This is a genomic window from Mycolicibacterium sp. XJ879, assembly GCF_053483935.1.
This window is the reverse complement of record NZ_JBEFTH010000004.1, coordinates 339471-355694: the sequence shown is the minus strand read 5'-3', so window position 1 is coordinate 355694 and position 16224 is coordinate 339471. Positions and strand designations below refer to the sequence as shown.

General features: G+C 70.0%; 16 protein-coding genes. 7 read left to right on the top strand and 9 right to left on the bottom strand.

The features are described 5' to 3' along the window. Window position 1 precedes the first annotated feature (1 nt). Complete coding sequence (locus tag ABQF13_RS12240) at window positions 2–787, top strand: enoyl-CoA hydratase/isomerase family protein (protein WP_448393001.1); 786 nt, start codon at window positions 2–4, stop codon at window positions 785–787. Here the strand turns inward: ABQF13_RS12240 and ABQF13_RS12235 are convergent. The 3 genes from ABQF13_RS12235 to ABQF13_RS12225 are packed head-to-tail and all read right to left on the bottom strand — an operon-like array spanning window position 756 to window position 2282. Further along, on the bottom strand, window positions 756–1526 hold the full coding sequence (locus ABQF13_RS12235; protein WP_448393000.1) for an SDR family NAD(P)-dependent oxidoreductase: 771 nt from the start codon (window positions 1524–1526) through the stop codon (window positions 756–758). The genes ABQF13_RS12240 and ABQF13_RS12235 overlap by 32 nt on opposite strands. Window positions 1527–1561: 35 nt before the next feature. Then, complete coding sequence (locus tag ABQF13_RS12230) at window positions 1562–1942, bottom strand: DUF1330 domain-containing protein (RefSeq protein ID WP_448392999.1); 381 nt, start codon at window positions 1940–1942, stop codon at window positions 1562–1564. Window position 1943: 1 nt separating this feature from the next. Then, on the bottom strand, window positions 1944–2282 hold the full coding sequence (locus tag ABQF13_RS12225) for an RNA-binding protein (protein ID WP_448392998.1): 339 nt from the start codon (window positions 2280–2282) through the stop codon (window positions 1944–1946). Between the two features lie 487 nt (window positions 2283–2769). Between ABQF13_RS12225 and ABQF13_RS12220 the strand changes: the two genes are divergently transcribed. Continuing rightward, a complete protein-coding gene (locus ABQF13_RS12220) occupies window positions 2770–4737 on the top strand; it encodes a glycoside hydrolase family 2 protein (RefSeq protein WP_448392997.1) in 1968 nt (655 codons plus the stop codon). Between the two features lie 10 nt (window positions 4738–4747). On the opposite strand, the gene ABQF13_RS12215 is transcribed toward ABQF13_RS12220, so the two are convergent. From ABQF13_RS12215 to ABQF13_RS12205, 3 genes are read right to left on the bottom strand one after another with little or no spacing between them, the layout of a single operon-like run. After that, window positions 4748–5614, bottom strand: a complete 867-nt coding sequence (locus ABQF13_RS12215) for a pseudouridine synthase (protein WP_448392996.1) — start codon at window positions 5612–5614, stop codon at window positions 4748–4750. Beyond that, the gene (locus tag ABQF13_RS12210; RefSeq protein ID WP_448392995.1) at window positions 5611–7362 is read right to left on the bottom strand and encodes a glycerol-3-phosphate dehydrogenase/oxidase; all 1752 of its coding nucleotides are present in this window, start codon (window positions 7360–7362) and stop codon (window positions 5611–5613) included. Before ABQF13_RS12210 ends, ABQF13_RS12215 begins: the two co-directional genes overlap by 4 nt. A 20-nt stretch (window positions 7363–7382) precedes the next feature. Beyond that, window positions 7383–8786: an NAD(P)H-quinone dehydrogenase gene (locus tag ABQF13_RS12205; RefSeq protein WP_448392994.1), complete on the bottom strand. Its 1404-nt coding sequence runs from the start codon at window positions 8784–8786 to the stop codon at window positions 7383–7385. A 65-nt stretch (window positions 8787–8851) separates the two neighbouring features. On the opposite strand from ABQF13_RS12205, the gene ABQF13_RS12200 reads away from it, so the two are divergent. After that, window positions 8852–9334, top strand: coding sequence for a gamma-glutamylcyclotransferase family protein (locus ABQF13_RS12200; protein WP_448392993.1), 483 nt, complete (start codon window positions 8852–8854; stop codon window positions 9332–9334). Here ABQF13_RS12200 and ABQF13_RS12195 read toward each other — a convergent pair. Both ABQF13_RS12195 and ABQF13_RS12190 read right to left on the bottom strand, forming a co-directional pair. Then, complete coding sequence (locus ABQF13_RS12195) at window positions 9331–10152, bottom strand: type IV toxin-antitoxin system AbiEi family antitoxin (RefSeq protein ID WP_448392992.1); 822 nt, start codon at window positions 10150–10152, stop codon at window positions 9331–9333. The two genes, ABQF13_RS12200 and ABQF13_RS12195, sit on opposite strands and share 4 nt — an antisense overlap. A 210-nt stretch (window positions 10153–10362) precedes the next feature. Continuing rightward, window positions 10363–11535: an amidohydrolase gene (locus ABQF13_RS12190; protein ID WP_448392991.1), complete on the bottom strand. Its 1173-nt coding sequence runs from the start codon at window positions 11533–11535 to the stop codon at window positions 10363–10365. A gap of 164 nt (window positions 11536–11699) precedes the next feature. Between ABQF13_RS12190 and ABQF13_RS12185 the strand changes: the two genes are divergently transcribed. Both ABQF13_RS12185 and ABQF13_RS12180 read left to right on the top strand, forming a co-directional pair. Continuing rightward, the gene (locus ABQF13_RS12185; protein ID WP_448393142.1) at window positions 11700–12476 is read left to right on the top strand and encodes a purine-nucleoside phosphorylase; all 777 of its coding nucleotides are present in this window, start codon (window positions 11700–11702) and stop codon (window positions 12474–12476) included. A 45-nt stretch (window positions 12477–12521) separates the two neighbouring features. Next, entirely contained in the window at window positions 12522–14159 is a 1638-nt protein-coding gene (locus tag ABQF13_RS12180) for a phospho-sugar mutase (RefSeq protein WP_448392990.1), read from the top strand. Window positions 14160–14178: 19 nt separating this feature from the next. On the opposite strand, the gene upp is transcribed toward ABQF13_RS12180, so the two are convergent. After that, a complete protein-coding gene (upp, locus tag ABQF13_RS12175; RefSeq protein ID WP_448392989.1) occupies window positions 14179–14802 on the bottom strand; it encodes a uracil phosphoribosyltransferase in 624 nt (207 codons plus the stop codon). Window positions 14803–14851: 49 nt separating this feature from the next. Here upp and ABQF13_RS12170 point away from each other — a divergent pair, with 49 nt between their 5' ends. Together ABQF13_RS12170 and ABQF13_RS12165 are read left to right on the top strand one after the other, a co-directional pair. Continuing rightward, a complete protein-coding gene (locus ABQF13_RS12170) occupies window positions 14852–15136 on the top strand; it encodes a hypothetical protein (RefSeq protein ID WP_448392988.1) in 285 nt (94 codons plus the stop codon). A 2-nt stretch (window positions 15137–15138) separates the two neighbouring features. Further along, window positions 15139–16203 carry a C40 family peptidase gene (locus ABQF13_RS12165; protein ID WP_448392987.1) on the top strand — a complete coding sequence of 355 codons (1065 nt, stop codon included), beginning with the start codon at window positions 15139–15141 and terminating at the stop codon, window positions 16201–16203. Window positions 16204–16224: the final 21 nt, after the last annotated feature.

Below are 16224 nucleotides of genomic sequence, written 5' to 3'. Positions count from 1 at the left end.
CATGCCGCATCTGGAACTGACCTATCCGCGTCCTGACGTCGCGGTGCTGACGCTGAACCGGCCGGACAAGCTCAACGCCTTGAACTACGCGCTCGTCGAGGACCTGCACGCCACGCTCGCCGAGATCAACGCCAACAACGAATGTCGCGTCGTCGTGCTCACCGGTGCCGGACGCGGCTTCTGCTCCGGGCTGGACCTGACCGATCCGAGCCCCGAGGAGGCGGGCGGCGGCACCGAGTTCCCCCGCTCGGGCATGCGCTGGCAGGAACGCATCGCCGACCTGACCGCCCGCGTGCATCGGCTGCGGCAACCGGTGATCGCCGCGGTCAACGGCGTCGCCTACGGCGGCGGTATGGGTATCGCGCTGGCCTGCGACATCCGGATCGCCGCACAGTCCGCGCGGTTCTGCACCCAGTTCATCAAGCTGGGGCTCGGCGGTTGCGACATCGGGGTGAGCTACACGCTGCCGCGGATCGTCGGGGCGGGTCCCGCGTTCGACCTGATCCTCACGGCACGGGCCGTCGAGGCCGACGAGGCGCTGCGCATGGGCATGGTCTCGCGGGTCGTGCCCGACGGCGAGGTGCTCGACACCTCGATGTCCATCGCCGAGACGCTATGCGGCTACGGCAAGTTCGGCGTGGAATCCACCAAGCAGGTGCTGTGGGCCAACCTCGAAGCCACCAGCCTGGAGGCGGCGCTGCACCTGGAGAACCGCAGTCAGATCCTGTCGTCGACCAGCGGCGACCTGCGCGAAGCTACCGCGGAGTTCCGCCGCCGTCGACAATGATCACCTGACCGGTGATGTAGCTGCCGGCGTCGGAGGCCAACAGCAGTGCGGCCCCGACCATTTCATCCGGGGTGGCTAGCCGCTTCATCAAGGTGCCGCCGACCATGTAGTCGATGGCCTGCTGCGGGTTCTTGCGCATCATGTCGGTGTCCACCGGCCCCGGCGCGATCGCGTTGACCCGAATGCCGGAGGCCACGAACTCCGCGGCCATCGACCGGGTGAACGACATCAGCGCGGCCTTGGCCGCGGCGTAGATAGACAGCGCGGGTGCGAAGTTGAACGCGCCGACCGACACCATGTTGATCACCGCGGCGTGCGCGCTGGCCTTCAGATGCGGCAGCGCCGCCTGCACGAGGAACACCGGCCCGCGCAGGTTGACCTCGTGGGATTTGGCCAGCGCATCGGCCGTGATCTCGCCGAGGGGTTGGGCCAGCGCGTTGGCGGCGTTGTTGACCACGACGTCGACGCCGCCGAACTCGTCGGCGGTGCGCTGCACCAGTGCTTCGAGGTCGTCGAGCTCGCCGAGGTGCGTGGGTACCCCGATGGCCTGGCCGCCGAGGTCGCGCAGGCGCTGCGCGGCCGACTCGCAGGCGTCGGCCTTGCGGCTGGCCACCGCGACGCGCGCGCCTGCGAGCACGAAGCCCTCGGCCAGCGCGAGGCCGATGCCCCGGGTGCCACCGGTGACGATCACGGTGCGGTCGGTCATGTCGAACAGACGGTCAAACGAAGGGCGGTCCACGGCGTTCAGTCAAGCAGACCCCGTTATCGAGGCAGTCAGTCGGTCATCGCCCAGGTCGACGTGGCGATCAAGTCCCCGCGTTGCAGCGCGGCGGCCCGGTACTCGTGAATCCGGCGGTAGTCCTCGTTGGTCACCATGTCGAGAAACGCTGCGGGCGAGGGGTATTCGACGACGAGGATCGCGTCCCACCACGGTTCGGCGGCGTCGCCGATGACCTGCGCGGGCGCGGTGCCTGCGTAGCGGACCGTGCCGCCGACGCGCTGCAGATGCGGGACGACCTCATGCGCGTAGCGCCGGTAGCTGTCCCTGCCGCCGTCGTTGAACTGCAGCAGGTTGACCATCACGACCGGCTCGTCGGCCGGCCTGGCCGCCAACGCTTCGATCTGCTGTGCGGTGGGCTCTGACGGCGAGCCCACCTCAGGTGCATCCGGTGACGCTGACGCGCCGGCCCACGCTCGCGCACACGCTCACGTTCGGCGACGGCGGCGGCGGCACGTACACCGGCGGCGGCGGTGGCGGCGGCGGTGGGGGCGGCGCCTCTTCACCCGGCGGAGGCGGTGGCGGCGGCGGTGGTGGTGGCGGCGGGGGCGGCGGCAGCGCTTCGTTGAGATACGACAGCGGGTCGGCACAGCCGGTGATGTCGACGACCCGACCGCCGACGGATCCGCACACCGTCGCGTCAGCGGAGGGCACGACCGGCACCGTCAGGCCGCCGGCGAACAGCGCGGCTGCCGCCAAAAGGAACACCTTGCGCACACTTCCTCCTCACCAGTTGGCCTCACCGAGACCCACTTCGCGTCAATTGTGGCAGCCGCCACGCCGGAACGTGGTCGAACGACACCCCCAAAATTGACGTCTGGATGATATTTGCTCGCGCTACGTCTGTACGCCACTTCGCCGACAATGCACATGCTGGCAACCGGGTCGGCGCCCCTCGACGGTCCGGATATGCGCACGGCGTCGCGCATGGTCGCAGGTGAACGCGTCATCGCTGAAATCGGCCAGCAACCGTTGGGAAAAAACAACTTCCGTTATGGGCACAAACTTGATCGTTGCGGTGTCAGTTCGTTCGCCCGCACTGCGCCGTTGTCTAGCCATTTAGCGAAAACCTTGGCGTGCGAAGCCGGTAGCTTTGTCCCCGACTTACCGGTATGTTTGCTGCGACGTCCGCGGCGGTCGGGGGACCTTCGGGGTTGGCGCCGCCACGTCGGTTCTTCGCCGGATCCCAACGTGGGGAAGTTTGATGTCTGCCAACCTGCCCTCGCAACGCTGGGCGCAACCCGTCCGCCTGCGCCTGCTGCGTTTCCTGGTCGTCGGTTCGGCGCTGCTGACCGTCGCCGCCACGGTCGCTACCCCCGCGCACGCCGCCGAAGCGTGGCAACGCAAGAGGCCGCCGCTGTCGACGCCGTGGACGCACCTGGTCGGACCGAACAACGCGCTTCCGGAATATCCACGCCCGCAGCTGGTCCGGAAACGGTGGCACAACCTCAACGGGCTGTGGGGTTACACCGGCCGCTCGGCCGCCGAGGCGTTCTCCAGCCCGCCGTCGGCCGCCGCGTACGACGAGAAGATCCTGGTGCCCTACCCCACCGAGTCGGCGCTGTCCGGTATCGAACGCCACGACGATCAGATGTGGTATCGCAGGACCTTCGAGGTGCCGGGCACCTGGCGCGGCCAACGCGTGCTGCTGCATTTCGGCGCCGCCGACCAGATCGCCACCGTCTGGGTCAACGACCAGCAGGTCGCCCACCACGAAGGCGGATACACCGCGTTCAGCGCCGACATCACCAAAGCGCTGCGGTGGTCGGGCAGCCAGGAGTTGACGGTGCGCGTCGAGGACCGCAACGAGGACAACCCGTTTCCGGTGGGCAAGCAGCGCAGCCGGCCCGGCGGGCTGTTCTACACGGGGGCGTCGGGCATCTGGCAGACGGTGTGGATGGAGCCGGTGCGCGCCGCGCACATCGAGAAGCTCGACATCACCTCCGACCTGACCGGTTTGACCGTCACGCCCCATGTTTCCGACGGCACCGACGGCATCGCCGAGGTCGTCGTCTCCGAACCCGACGGCGCGGAGGTGGCGCGCGTGTCCGGGGAGGTCGGCGAGCCGCTGCGCGTCCGGGTGCCAGAACCGCGGCTGTGGAGCCCGCAGGACCCATACCTGTATGACCTTCGGGTGCGGCTCGTCGCCGCGTCCGGGAAGGTGGCTGACGACGTGCGCAGCTACGCCGGCCTACGCACCGTCGGCGTCGTGCCCGACGCGCGGGGCCGGCCGCGGATCGCGTTGAACGACAAGATCACGTTCCTGCACGGACCGCTCGACCAGGGCTACTGGCCCGACGGGATCTACACGGCACCCACCGACGACGCGTTGAAGTTCGACCTCGAACGCACCAAGGCGTTGGGCCTGAACTTCGTGCGCAAGCACGCCAAGGTGGAGCCGGCGCGGTGGTACTACTGGGCCGACAAGCTGGGCTTGCTGGTGTGGCAGGACATGCCGTCGCTGGACGTCTCGCTCGACCCGCCGACGGGGCCGGCGCCCGACCCCAGCCCGCAGGCCAAGGCGCACTTCGAACGTGAGCTCGCCGAGATGGTCGATCTGCTGCGTAGCGTCACGTCGATCATCGGCTGGGTGCCGTTCAACGAGGGTTGGGGCGAGTTCGACACCGCCAGGATCGCCGAGCAGGTCAAGGCGCAGGACCCGACGCGCATGGTCAACGCCAACAGCGGCGTGAACTGTTGTAAGTCCCGGCCCGACAGCCGTGCCGGCGACATCTACGACGACCACACCTACGTCGGGCCCGGCAGGCCCGTCTGGCCCGACCGGCGCGACGAACGCGCCCGCAGACTCGACGATCCGCCACCCGCGCCCGAGCACCGGGTCGTGGTCGACGGTGAGTACGGCGGCCTGGGGCTGGTGCTGGCCAGGAACCGGTGGCCGGGCCGGCCCGAGGCCTACGAGATGACCGACAGCCAGGCCCGGCTGACCGAGCGCTACGTCGAGGTGAGCCGCGACCTCGAGCAGATCGTGCGACGGGGCGGGCTGTCGGGGGCAATCTACACCCAGACCACCGATGTGGAGAACGAGGTCAACGGTTACCTCAGCTACGACCGGTGGCTGGTCAAGATGGTGTTGCGAACGGTCGCCGAACGCAACCGCGCGGTCATCGCCGCCGGCTCGAACCCGGGGGATCCGCCCGACGTGACGCGCTGAGGTCCGACGGTCATAGCGCGCGGGTGCTGGCGAATTCGCGAGGCTGCCCGGTGATCGGGTCGTCGAACGCCAGGCGTTGCGCCAGCAATCGCAGGGGCTGCGTGAAGTCGTCGGGCGCGACGTGAAGCGGGTGCGGATACAGCGGGTCCCCGATGATCGGCAGCCCGAGCGCGGCCATGTGTACCCGCAGCTGGTGGGTGCGCCCGGTTGTCGGGGTCAGCCGGTACAGCCCGCCGCCGAGGTGCTCGATCCGCGTGACGGCGTTCGGTGCGCCGGGCTCCTCGACCGCCTGCAGTTGCCCGCGACGCTTGACGATCCGGCTGCGGACCACGAGCGGAAACTCAAGGTTCGTGGCTACCTTCGCGCGGGCCCGGTACGTCTTGCGCACCGCCCCGGCGGCGAACAGCGACTGATACGCGCCGCGAACCTCGCGGCGTGCCGTGAACAGCAGGACTCCGGCGGTCAGCCGGTCCAGCCGGTGCGCCGGGGCCAGCTCCGGCAGGTCGAGTTCGCGGCGCAGCCGCACCAGCGCGGTCTGCGCGACGTGGCGCCCGCGCGGCATCGTCGCCAGGAAGTGCGGTTTGTCCACCACGACGATGTCGTCGTCGCGGTGCAGCAGTCCCACGTCGAACGGCACCGGCACCTCGTCGCGCAGCTCGCGGTACAGGTACACGTGCGCACCGGGCGGCAGCACCGTGGAATCGGTGACGACGGCGCCGTCGGCGTCGACCACCTCACCGGCGAGCACCTTGGCGCGGGCGCCGGTTCCGAACCGCGACTCCAACTCGGCCAGCACCGGTCCGCCGAACAGCCGCACGCGCGCGGGCCCGATCCCCTCGAAACCCGGCGGCACCGGAAGCGGCGCGGCGCGGCTCAACTCAACGGAACGGGTTCGAGGATCTCGGCACGCGCCTCCGGAGCGGCCGCCCGCAGCGCATCAGCGGATTCGTCGTCGGGCTGCTGCTGGGAGCGCACCTCGGCGTCGACGCGCGCACAGTAGGTGGCCACCTCGCGGTCCACGTCCTGGGGCGTCCAGCCCAGTACGGGCGCGACGATTTCGGCCACCTCCCGGGCGCAGTCCACCCCGCGGTGCGGGTATTCGATCGAGATCCGCATGCGCCGCGCCAGGATGTCTTCCAGGTGCAGCGCCCCCTCGGCGGCCGCGGCGTAGTACGCCTCCACCTTCAGATACACGGGCGCCTCGGTGATCGGATCCAGGAGGTCGGGCCGCGCTGCCCCTTCTTGGCTGGCCATCTGCAGCACTTCGCCGATGGTCGAGCCGTATCGGTCCAGCAGATGCCGAACTCGGTAGGGGTGCAGGTCGTAGTGCGCGCCGACGCTCTGGGTCTGGTTAATCAACGCGAAGTAGCCGTCGGCGCCCATCAGCGGCACCTTCTCGGTGATCGACGTCGCGACCCGGGCCGGGATGAACTCCGCGGCCGCGTCGATCGCGTCTTGGCCCATCACCCGGTAGGTGGTGTACTTGCCGCCGGCGATGGCCACCAGCCCGGGTGCGGGCACCGCGACGGCGTGCTCACGCGACAGCTTGGAGGTCTCTTCGCTCTCCCCCGCCAGCAGCGGACGCAGGCCCGCGTAGACGCCGTCGATGTCGTCGTGGGTCAGCGGTGTGGCCAGGGCCTTGTTCACCTCGCCGAGGATGTAGTCGATGTCGGCCTTGGTGGCGGCGGGGTGGGCCAGGTCCAGGTTCCAGTCGGTGTCGGTGGTGCCGATGATCCAGTGCGTGCCCCAGGGGATCACGAACAGCACCGACTTCTCGGTGCGCAGGATGATGGCCACCTCGCTGACGATCCGGTCGCGCGGGACCACCACGTGCACACCTTTGGACGCCCGGACCCGGAACCGGCCGCGCTGTTTGGACAACGCCTGGATTTCGTCGGTCCACACCCCGGTGGCGTTGACGACGACGTGCCCGCGCACATCGGTGACCGCGCCGTCCTCCGAATCGCGCACCTGCACGCCGATGACCCGGTCACCCTCCCGCAGCAACGCCACCACCTGCGTCGAGGACCGCACCACGGCGCCGTAGTGGGCGGCCGTGCGGGCCACCGTCAAGGTGTGCCGGGCGTCGTCGACGACGGTGTCGTAGTAGCGGATTCCGCCGATCAACGACGTCCGCTTGAGCCCCGGCGACAGCCGAAGCGCACCGGCGCGGGTCAGATGTTTCTGGGCGGGCACCGATTTGGCACCGCCGAGTTGGTCGTAGAGGAAGATGCCCGCCGCGACGTAGGGCCGTTCCCACCACCGCTTGGTCAGCGGGAACAGGAACGGCAGCGGTTTGACGAGGTGCGGGGCCAGCGTCGTCAACGCCAGCTCCCGCTCGTACAGCGCCTCGCGGACCAACCCGAACTCGAGTTGTTCGAGGTAGCGCAGCCCGCCGTGGAACATCTTCGAGGACCGGCTCGAGGTGCCCGACGCGTAATCGCGCGCCTCGACGAGCGCGACCTTGAGCCCGCGCGTCGCCGCGTCCAACGCCGCTCCCGCGCCCACGACTCCCCCGCCGATCACCACGACATCGAACTGCTCGCTGCCCAGACGTTGCCAAGCCGAGGCCCGCTGCTCGGGTCCCAGAAGGGTCTGCGGGTTGGCCGGGGTGGGGTCACTCACTTGTTCCACGTTACGTGCGGTCAATCCAGATCGTCGTGCGCCATCAGCTGTCGGCCGGCCTCGGTGACCGACCCCGACAGCGACGGATACACCGAGAACGTGTGCGCCAGATCCTTGACGTCGTTGCCGTTCTGCACCGCCAACGCGATGGGCAGGATCAGCTCGGAGGCGATCGGGGCCACCACCACGCCGCCGATCACCACCCCGGTGGCGGGCCGGCAGAAGATCTTGACGAAGCCGCGGCGCAGGCTGCTCATCTTGGCCCTGGCGTTGGTGTTCAACGGCAGCATGACCGTGCGGGCCGGCACCGAACCGTCGTCGATGCGTGACTGCGGCACCCCGACCGCCGCGATCTCCGGGCGGGTGAACACCGCAGCAGCCACGGTACGCAGCCGAATCGGTTCGAGCGCCTCGCCCAGCGCGTGGTACATCGCGATGCGGCCCTGCATGGCGGCCACCGAGGCCAGCAGCATCAGCCCCGTGCAATCCCCCGCGGCGTAGATCCCCGGCACCGAGGTGCGCGACACCCGGTCGACCTTGAGGTAGTCGCCGTCGTCGACTTCGATGCCGACGCGTTCGAGCCCGAGGCCGCTGGTGTTGGGCACCGAGCCGACGGTCATCAGCGCGTGGCTGGCCTCGACGGCGCGGCCGTCAGTCATGGTCACCAGCACCCCGGCCCCGGCGCGGCTGACCGAGTCGGCGCGGGCGTTCTTGACCAGCGTCGCACCGCGGGACGCCAGCACTTCCTCCAGCACCGCGGCAGCGTCGGAGTCCTCGTGCGGCAGGATCTGGTCGCGGCTGGCCACCACGGTGACCTTCACGCCGAGCTCGGTGTAGGCGTTGACGAACTCGGCGCCGGTGACGCCGGATCCGACGACGACGAGATGTTCGGGCAGCGTGTCGAGGTCGTAGAGCTGGCGCCAGTTCAGGATGCGCTCACCGTCGGGTTGTGCGCCGGGCAGCACGCGGGGGCTGGCGCCGGTGGCGATCAGCACGACGTCGGCGGTCAGCGTGTCCACGGTGCCGTCGTGGCCGGTGACCTTGACGGTGTGCGTGGCCATGCCGGGGACGGCGTCGATCAGCTCGCCGCGGCCCGCGATCAGCGTGACGCCCTCGTTGCGCAGCCGTGCGGCGATGTCGGCGGACTGCGCGGCGGCCAGCGCCTTGACCCGCTTGTTGATCTGCGGCAGCGAGATACTGGCGTCGCTGAACTCGAAGTCGTATCCGAGGTCGGGGGCTCGGCGTAGTTCGGTGCGCACACCCGTCGAGGCGATGAACGTCTTGGACGGCACACAGTCGAACAGCACGCACGCGCCGCCGATGCCGTCGGCGTCGACGACGGTGACCTCCGCGCGGGCGGCGGCCACCAGTGCGGCTTCATAGCCGGCGGGCCCTCCGCCGATGATCACGATGCGGGTTGGCACGCCCCCAACCTAACGAAGCGGGAGGTTGATCGCCCTGCCGACGCACCAACGCTTAGTCTTTGTCCGTGCCGCTCTATGCCGCGTACGGATCCAACATGCATCCGGAGCAGATGTTGCAGCGGGCCCCTCATTCGCCGATGGCAGGTACGGGGTGGCTGCATGGGTGGCGGCTGACGTTCGCCGGCGAGGACATCGGCTGGGAAGGCGCGCTGGCCACCCTGGTCGAGGATCCGTCCTCGAAGGTGTTCGTCGTGCTCTACGACATGACCAAGGACGACGAGGCCAACCTGGACCGCTGGGAAGGCTCTGAGCTGGGCTTTCACAAGAAGATCCGGTGCCGGGTGGACCGGTTGTCCTCAGACACCACCACGGATCCGGTGCTGGCCTGGCTCTATGTCGTCGACGCCTGGGAGGGCGGCCTACCGTCGGCGCGCTATCTCGGCGTCATGGCCGATGCGGCCGAGATCGCGGGCGCGCCATCGGAGTACGTGCACGATCTGCGGACCCGGCCGGCGCGGAACATCGGGCCGGGGTCGCCGGGGTCCTAGCCGACGCGGCGCAGCTTCCACAGCGGGTAGCCGCGCTCGATCACTGCCATCCGCACCAGGCCCACGATGGTCTTCAGATTTCCCGAATCGGCCGCCCGGATCATCCTCCACCCCCTTCTCACAACAAAGTCCGGTGTTACGGCACCGAATTCGACGGCCACCATAGGCGCTTCGTATCCCATCGCGATGACCGCGGTGCGCTGGCCGTCCGTCACGGTGAAATGCGTCCTCGGCGCGGGAAAGCCGGCGCCGATCAGAGCGAGACGAACCACGGATTCCACTGGCGACTGCGACCCGCCGTCCATCAGACCCAGCGCATCCACGGCCCGCCACCAGTGTCGCGTTCCCCGATAGCGGTCTACGAGCGGCTGCACGTCGAGCGCGTTGATGCCCGTTTTCGAGGCAAGCGCATCCAAGCGGGGGACCGCGGCGTTGCGTGGGCAGTGGCGGGCTAGGTCGAAGGCCGTGCGCTCCGCTGTGGTGATGGGCAACCCGGCGATCTGCACGATTTCGTCGGTTTGAATTTGGCTGTTTCGCACGACGATTCCGTCAGGTGGGCGGGCGTTACGCCAGATCAGCTCGACATCGATGGACTCGTCGATCCATCGCGCGCCGTGCAGGGCAGCAGCGGCCAGGCCCGCGACCACTGCTCGACGCCCCGACCACAACCAGGCGCCAACGGCGCGCTGCAACAGCGACGGGGTGGGCCCTGCAGGGATGTAGACGTCGGGGTAGAGGGCCCGGTAATTCCACCGCAGCTGCCCGCGGGTGAGCACGCCGTCAGCCAGAGCTTCGCTGCCGATGAAGACGTCGTCCATGCCGCGATGCTGACCGGACCCACTGACAAATTTCGCGCTACGACCGAGACTGCGCACACGGCTGTGGACACCCGATCACGACCCTGGCCGCAATCTCGCCCATAGCCTGCGATTCGCAATACCGAACAAGCTGCACCCGGCACCACAGCCCTGACTGCAATCTCGCCGCTAGCACTGATTTCGACAGGTGGTATCGGCGCGCGCCGAGTCCTAGTACCGCGCCGCCTGCTCCACGATGTTGACCAGCACCCGCACCCCCACCGCCAGCGCCCGCTCGTCGATGTCGAACGTCGGCTGGTGCAGGTCCAGCTGCGGACCGCGACCCGACCACACGCCCAGCCGCGCCATCGCGCCGGGCACCTCCTCGAGATACCAGGAGAAGTCCTCGCCGCCGCCGGACTGGCGGGTGTCGGCCAGTACGTCGGGGCCGATCACCTCGATCGCATGGGTCAGGACGCGCGTGGAGATTTCCTCGTTCACCACCGGCGGTACCCCACGCCGGTACTGCAGGCTGTGCTCGAGACCCAGCGGCGCCAACAGCGACGAAACCGCTTCGCGCACAATCGCTTCCAGTGTCTCCCAGGTATCGCGGCTGGCGGTGCGGATGGTGCCGGCCAACGTGCCGGTCTGCGGGATCGCGTTGGCCGCGACGCCCGCGTTGACCGCGCCCCACACCATCACGGTGCTGTTGCGTGGGTCGATGCGGCGCGACAGCACCCCGGGCACCCCGGTAATCAATGTGCCCAGCCCGTACACCAGGTCGCCGGTCAAGTGCGGTCGCGACGTGTGCCCGCCGGCCGAGTCCAGCGTGACCTCCAGCTGGTCGGCCGCCGACGTGATCGGGCCGGCCCGCACCGCGACCCGCCCGACCGCCAGCCGCGGGTCGCAGTGCAGCGCGAAGATCCGCGACACCCCGGTCAACGCACCGGCGGCGATCGCGTCGATCGCGCCGCCCGGCATCAACTCCTCGGCGGCCTGAAAGATCAGCCGGACCCCCACCGGCAGCTCGGGCACCGACGCCAGCGCCAGCGCCGCCCCCAACAACATCGCGGTGTGGGCGTCGTGACCACAGGCGTGCGCGACGTTGGGCACCACCGACGCGAACGGCGTGCCGGTGCGGTCGGCCATCGGCAGCGCGTCCATGTCGGCGCGCAACGCGATCCGCGGGCCGTGTTCGGGTCCGAAGTCACACGTCAGTCCGGTACCCCCGGGCAGCACCTTGGGGTTGAGGCCGGCGTCGGCCAGACGCGAGGCGACGAACTGGGTGGTGCCGAACTCCTGACGCCCCAACTCCGGATGGGCGTGGATGTGCCTGCGCCAACCCACCAGGTCCGCAGAGCGCGACGACAGCCAACGCGCGGCGGCGTGCCTCAGGACGGTCATGCCGCCCGCCTTGCCTGCAGCTCGACCAGATCGCCACGGCGTCGGGTAACGGCGTCTTCGACGCGACCCGACGCGGTGGAAGCGGACATTCTGGCAGTATCTCACTGCTCCGATGGCGGCCGATTTCGACGGTTAAGCTGCCCAGCGTGACGACCCCGGACGCGATGGCCCGCGAAGCGGCGAGCGCCATCGGCGACCGCACCGGCGTCGACCGCCACGACGTAGCCGTGATCCTCGGCTCGGGCTGGGCTCCGGCCGTCGAGGCGTTCGGCGACGCGACTGCCGAGATCGCGGTGGCCGAACTGCCCGGGTTCACCCCGCCAACCGCGCAGGGACACGGCGGCCGGCTGCTGTCGACGCGCATCGGCGAGCGGCAGGTGTTGGTGTTCGTCGGCAGGATCCACGCCTACGAGGGCCACGAGCTGCGCCATGTGGTGCATCCCGTGCGGGCCGCGTGCGCCAGCGGGGTGCACACCGTGGTGCTGACCAACGCCGCCGGAGGGTTGCGCGACGACTTCGTGGTGGGCCAGCCGGTGCTGATCAGCGATCACCTCAACCTGACCGGGCGCTCACCGTTGGTCGGCGCACAGTTCGTCGACCTGGTCGACGCCTACTCGCCGCGGTTGCGTGGCGTCGCGCGCGAGATCGAGCCCGCGCTCACCGAAGGTGTCTACGCGGGGCTCGTCGGGCCGCACTACGAGACGCCCGCCGAGATCCGCATGTTGCGCACGCTGGGCGCCGACCTCGTCGGCATGTCGACCGTGCACGAGACGATCGCGGCCCGCGCCGCCGGGGCCGAGGTGCTGGCCGTGTCGCTGGTGACGAACCTGGCGGCCGGGATGACCGGCGCACCGCTGAACCACGAGGAGGTGCTGGCGGCGGGCCGGCAGTCCGCGACGCGGATGGGCGCACTGCTCGCAGACGTCATCGCGCGGATCTGACGACAACCGGGCTTATGCCGACAAGAAAGTGGGCACACTAGCCGCATGACTTTGTCGCGGACATCGACCACCGCGCAGGAGTGGATTGCCCACGACCCCGATCACCGAACCGCCGCCGAGCTCAAGGAGTGCAGCGAGGAAGAGCTAGCCGAGCGGTTCGCCAACCCGCTGACGTTCGGGACGGCGGGGTTGCGCGCGCCGCTGCGCGCCGGACCCAACGGAATGAACCTGGCCGTCGTGCTGCGCGCGACGTGGGCGGTGGCCAAGGTGCTGCATGACCGCGGGCTGTCGGGCCAAAACGTCGTCGTCGGGCGCGACGCGCGGCACAGCTCGGACGATTTCGCGTTGGCTGCCGCTGAAGTGCTTGCCGCCCAGGGTTTTACCGTCACGCTGATGTTCACGGCGGTGCCGACGCCGGTAGTTCCGTTCGCGGTGCGCCGCCAGTCGGCAGTCGCCGGGATCATGATCACTGCATCGCACAACCCGCCGACCGACAACGGGTACAAGGTGTACTTCGAGGACGGCTATCCGATCGTGGCGCCCACCGACCGCGAGATCGAGCAGGCGATGGCCGAGGCTCCCCACGCCGACGAAATCGAGCGCGTCGCCGTCGAACCGGCCGGTGTCGACGAGGTGCAGGCGTTCGTGGAGCGTGCGGCGCAGGTGCGGCACACTCACGGTTCGGTGCGGGTGGCGCTGACGCCGTTGCACGGCGTCGGCGGGGAGTTCGTGATGGATGCGCTGGTGCGTGCGGGGTTCTCCGATGTGCATGTGGTTGAGGAGCAGTTCGCGCCCGACCCGGACTTCCCCACCGTATCGTCGCCGAATCCCGAAGATCCCGCCGCAACCGAGGCACTGCTGCAGCTGGCCGCCGATGTCGACGCCGACATCGCCGTGGCGCTGGACCCCGACGCCGACCGGTGCGCGATCGGCGTGCCCACACCCGACGGCTGGCGGATGCTGACCGGCGACGAAACAGGTTGGCTGCTGGGCGATTACATTCTGTCGCAGATCGAGCCGGGTCCGGTCACCGAGTCCACGGTGGTGGCCAGCACGGTGGTGTCGTCGCGGATGCTGGCCGCGCTGGCCGCCGAGCACGGCGCGCGTCACGTCGAAACGCTCACCGGGTTCAAGTGGCTCTCCCGCGCCGACAACGACCTGCCCGGCTGCACGCTGGTGTACGCCTACGAGGAGGCCATCGGCCATTGCGTCGACCCGGCCGCGGTTCGCGACAAGGACGGCATCAGCGCGGCCGTGCTGGCGTGCGATCTGGTCACCGCGATGAAACACCGCGGGCACACGCTGCTCGACGCGCTCGACGACCTGGCCCGCCGCCACGGTGTGCACACCACCACCGCGGTGTCGCGGCAGGTGGACGACGCGCACGAGGCAGCGGCCGTGATGGACCGGTTACGTCGCACCCCGCCCGAGGAGCTGGCCGACTACAACGTCACCATCACCGACCTGCGCGACGACGACGGCCCGCTGCGCACCGACGCGTTGATCCTGACCGGCGGCGACGAGCACATCTCGCTGCGCCTGGTGGTGCGGCCGTCGGGCACCGAGCCAAAGGTCAAGTCCTACATCGAGGTCCGGTGCAGTGACAGCGGTGACCTCGAAGCGGCACGCAGCCGCGCGCAAGCCCTGCAGGATGAGCTCACCGCGGTCGCCGAGCGCTTCTGATTGCCCCCTTGCCCCGCGGTCAGCGCGGGCCGAACTGGCGGTCGCCGGCGTCGCCGAGGCCCGGCACGATGTAGGCGATGTCGTTGAGGCCGTCGTCGATGGTCGCGGTGAACAGCCGCAGATCCGGGGCCACCTTCTCCACCGCGGCAAGGCCTTCCGGCGCGGCCACCACGCAGATCGCGGTGATGTCGGCGGCGTGGCGCGAGACCAACAGCTCGATGGTGTGGCACATCGACCCGCCCGTGGCGAGCATCGGATCGAGCACCATCACCGGCGTGTTGCTCAAATCGTCGGGTAGCGACTCCAAATACGGTGTGGGCAGGAGTGTTTCCTCGTTGCGGGCCACACCGACGAAGCCGACCAACGCTTCGGGGATCAGCGCGTGGGCCTGGTCGACCATGCCCAGCCCCGCGCGCAGCACGGGCACCAGAAGCGGCGGGTTGGCCAGCCGGCACCCGGTGGTCGCCGCGATCGGGGTGCGCACCGTGACCGGCTCGACGGGCAGGTCGCGGGTGGCCTCGTACACCAGCATCAGCGTCAGATCGCGCAGCGCCGCGCGGAAGCCCGCGTTGCCCGTCGCCTCGTCGCGCAGGGTGCTCAGCCGCGCGGCGGCCAACGGGTGATCGACGACGCGCACATCCATGCGCCGAACACTAATGGAACCGAGCGGCGCTCCCGTGCGTCATAACCACATGCGCGCCGATACCGATGCGATCCGCCACCTGGGGTCTGCCACCGCCACCCATGCCGCCGAACTCGCCGACGTCGCCGCCGTGCTGGCGTCGTTGCCGCCCCCGAACCTCGGGCCCGTCGGGGCCCGCTTTGTGACCGCGCTCGAGCAGGCGGCCGCCGACGGGGCGCACGTCCTCACGGCGCTGAGCGAACGGCTCGCGTCGTCAGGGCGCACCGCCTATTCCGCAGCCGCCGCGTACGACGCCGCCGACGACGGTGCGCGCGCCCGCATCACCGGCGTCTGACGGTGCCCACAGCGTTGGTGGCGGCGCTGTCGGCGCCGATACGCGAGTTACAGCACCTGGTCGGGCCCGGCTGGGCCGAGGACTCGGCCGTCGTGCTCGGCACCGTGCGCGACGCGCTCGACGACGTGGCGGCCTCGGTTCGGGTGGCGTGGCGCGACGCGCACGCGTCGTGGTCCGGTGCGGGCGCCGACGGGGCCGACGGCTACCTCGCCTCGACGGCGGCGGCCATCGACGACCTCGCCGACCACGTCGACCGGTTGGGCGCGGCGGCACGCACCGCGGCAGAGGCCGTCGCCCAGGCGCACCGCCGGTTGGCGGAGATCGTCGACGACTTCGAGGCCCGCGCCGCCGCGCTGGAGCCCTATCTCGACTCCCCCGGCGCGACGGAGAAGCTGCTGGCCGCGGCGCGACGCGCGCTGGACGAGGCGGTCGCCGCCGTCGCGCAGCTGGAAGCCGACCTGGACGACCATGCCGCGGCGCTGCCGGCCTCAGCACCCCAGGCAGCCCCGGCCCCGGCGGCCACCACAACGCCCGCCGGAATGGCCATACCGGCCGCACCGTCCGGGTTGGGCGGCGCGCCGATGGGCCCGGCGGGTTCGGGGCTGGCCGACCTCGGCGAGTGGGTGAAACCCGAGTCGTTGTCAACCACCCCCGACGCGACGACGTTCGGCGACGGCGTGGCCATCCGGCTACCCGACGGCAGCGTCGCGTTGGCGCCCAACGCGGTGGCCGCCAGCGCGGTGCGCCACGCGTTGACGCAGCTGGGCGTGCCCTACGAATGGGGCGGCATTACCCCGGGCGTCGGCCTGGACTGCAGCGGCCTGACTCAGTGGGCCTACGGCGAAGCGGGGCTGGGCATTCCGCGGCTGGCGCAGGAACAGGACGTCGGCGCCGCCGTCGACGCGGGTTCACTGCGGCCCGGCGACCTCGCGGTGTGGGACGGGCACGTCGCGATGATCGTGGGCAACGGGACGATGATCGAGGCGGGCGATCCGGTCAAGCTGTCCGCGATCCGCACCGACAACGCGGGACAGGGGTTCCAGGGCTTCTGGCGCCCGACGGCGTGAGGCCCGCCCAGCCCAGGTGGT

Coding starts and splice junctions, on each gene's coding strand:
- ABQF13_RS12240 (WP_448393001.1), top strand. CDS start 2: ATGCCGCATCTGGAACTGACCTATCCGCGTCCTGACGTCGCGGTGCTG.
- ABQF13_RS12220 (WP_448392997.1), top strand. CDS start 2,770: ATGTCTGCCAACCTGCCCTCGCAACGCTGGGCGCAACCCGTCCGCCTG.
- ABQF13_RS12195 (WP_448392992.1), bottom strand. CDS start 10,152: ATGGACGACGTCTTCATCGGCAGCGAAGCTCTGGCTGACGGCGTGCTC.
- ABQF13_RS12190 (WP_448392991.1), bottom strand. CDS start 11,535: ATGACCGTCCTGAGGCACGCCGCCGCGCGTTGGCTGTCGTCGCGCTCT.
- ABQF13_RS12185 (WP_448393142.1), top strand. CDS start 11,700: ATGGCCCGCGAAGCGGCGAGCGCCATCGGCGACCGCACCGGCGTCGAC.
- ABQF13_RS12180 (WP_448392990.1), top strand. CDS start 12,522: ATGACTTTGTCGCGGACATCGACCACCGCGCAGGAGTGGATTGCCCAC.
- upp (WP_448392989.1), bottom strand. CDS start 14,802: ATGGATGTGCGCGTCGTCGATCACCCGTTGGCCGCCGCGCGGCTGAGC.
- ABQF13_RS12170 (WP_448392988.1), top strand. CDS start 14,852: ATGCGCGCCGATACCGATGCGATCCGCCACCTGGGGTCTGCCACCGCC.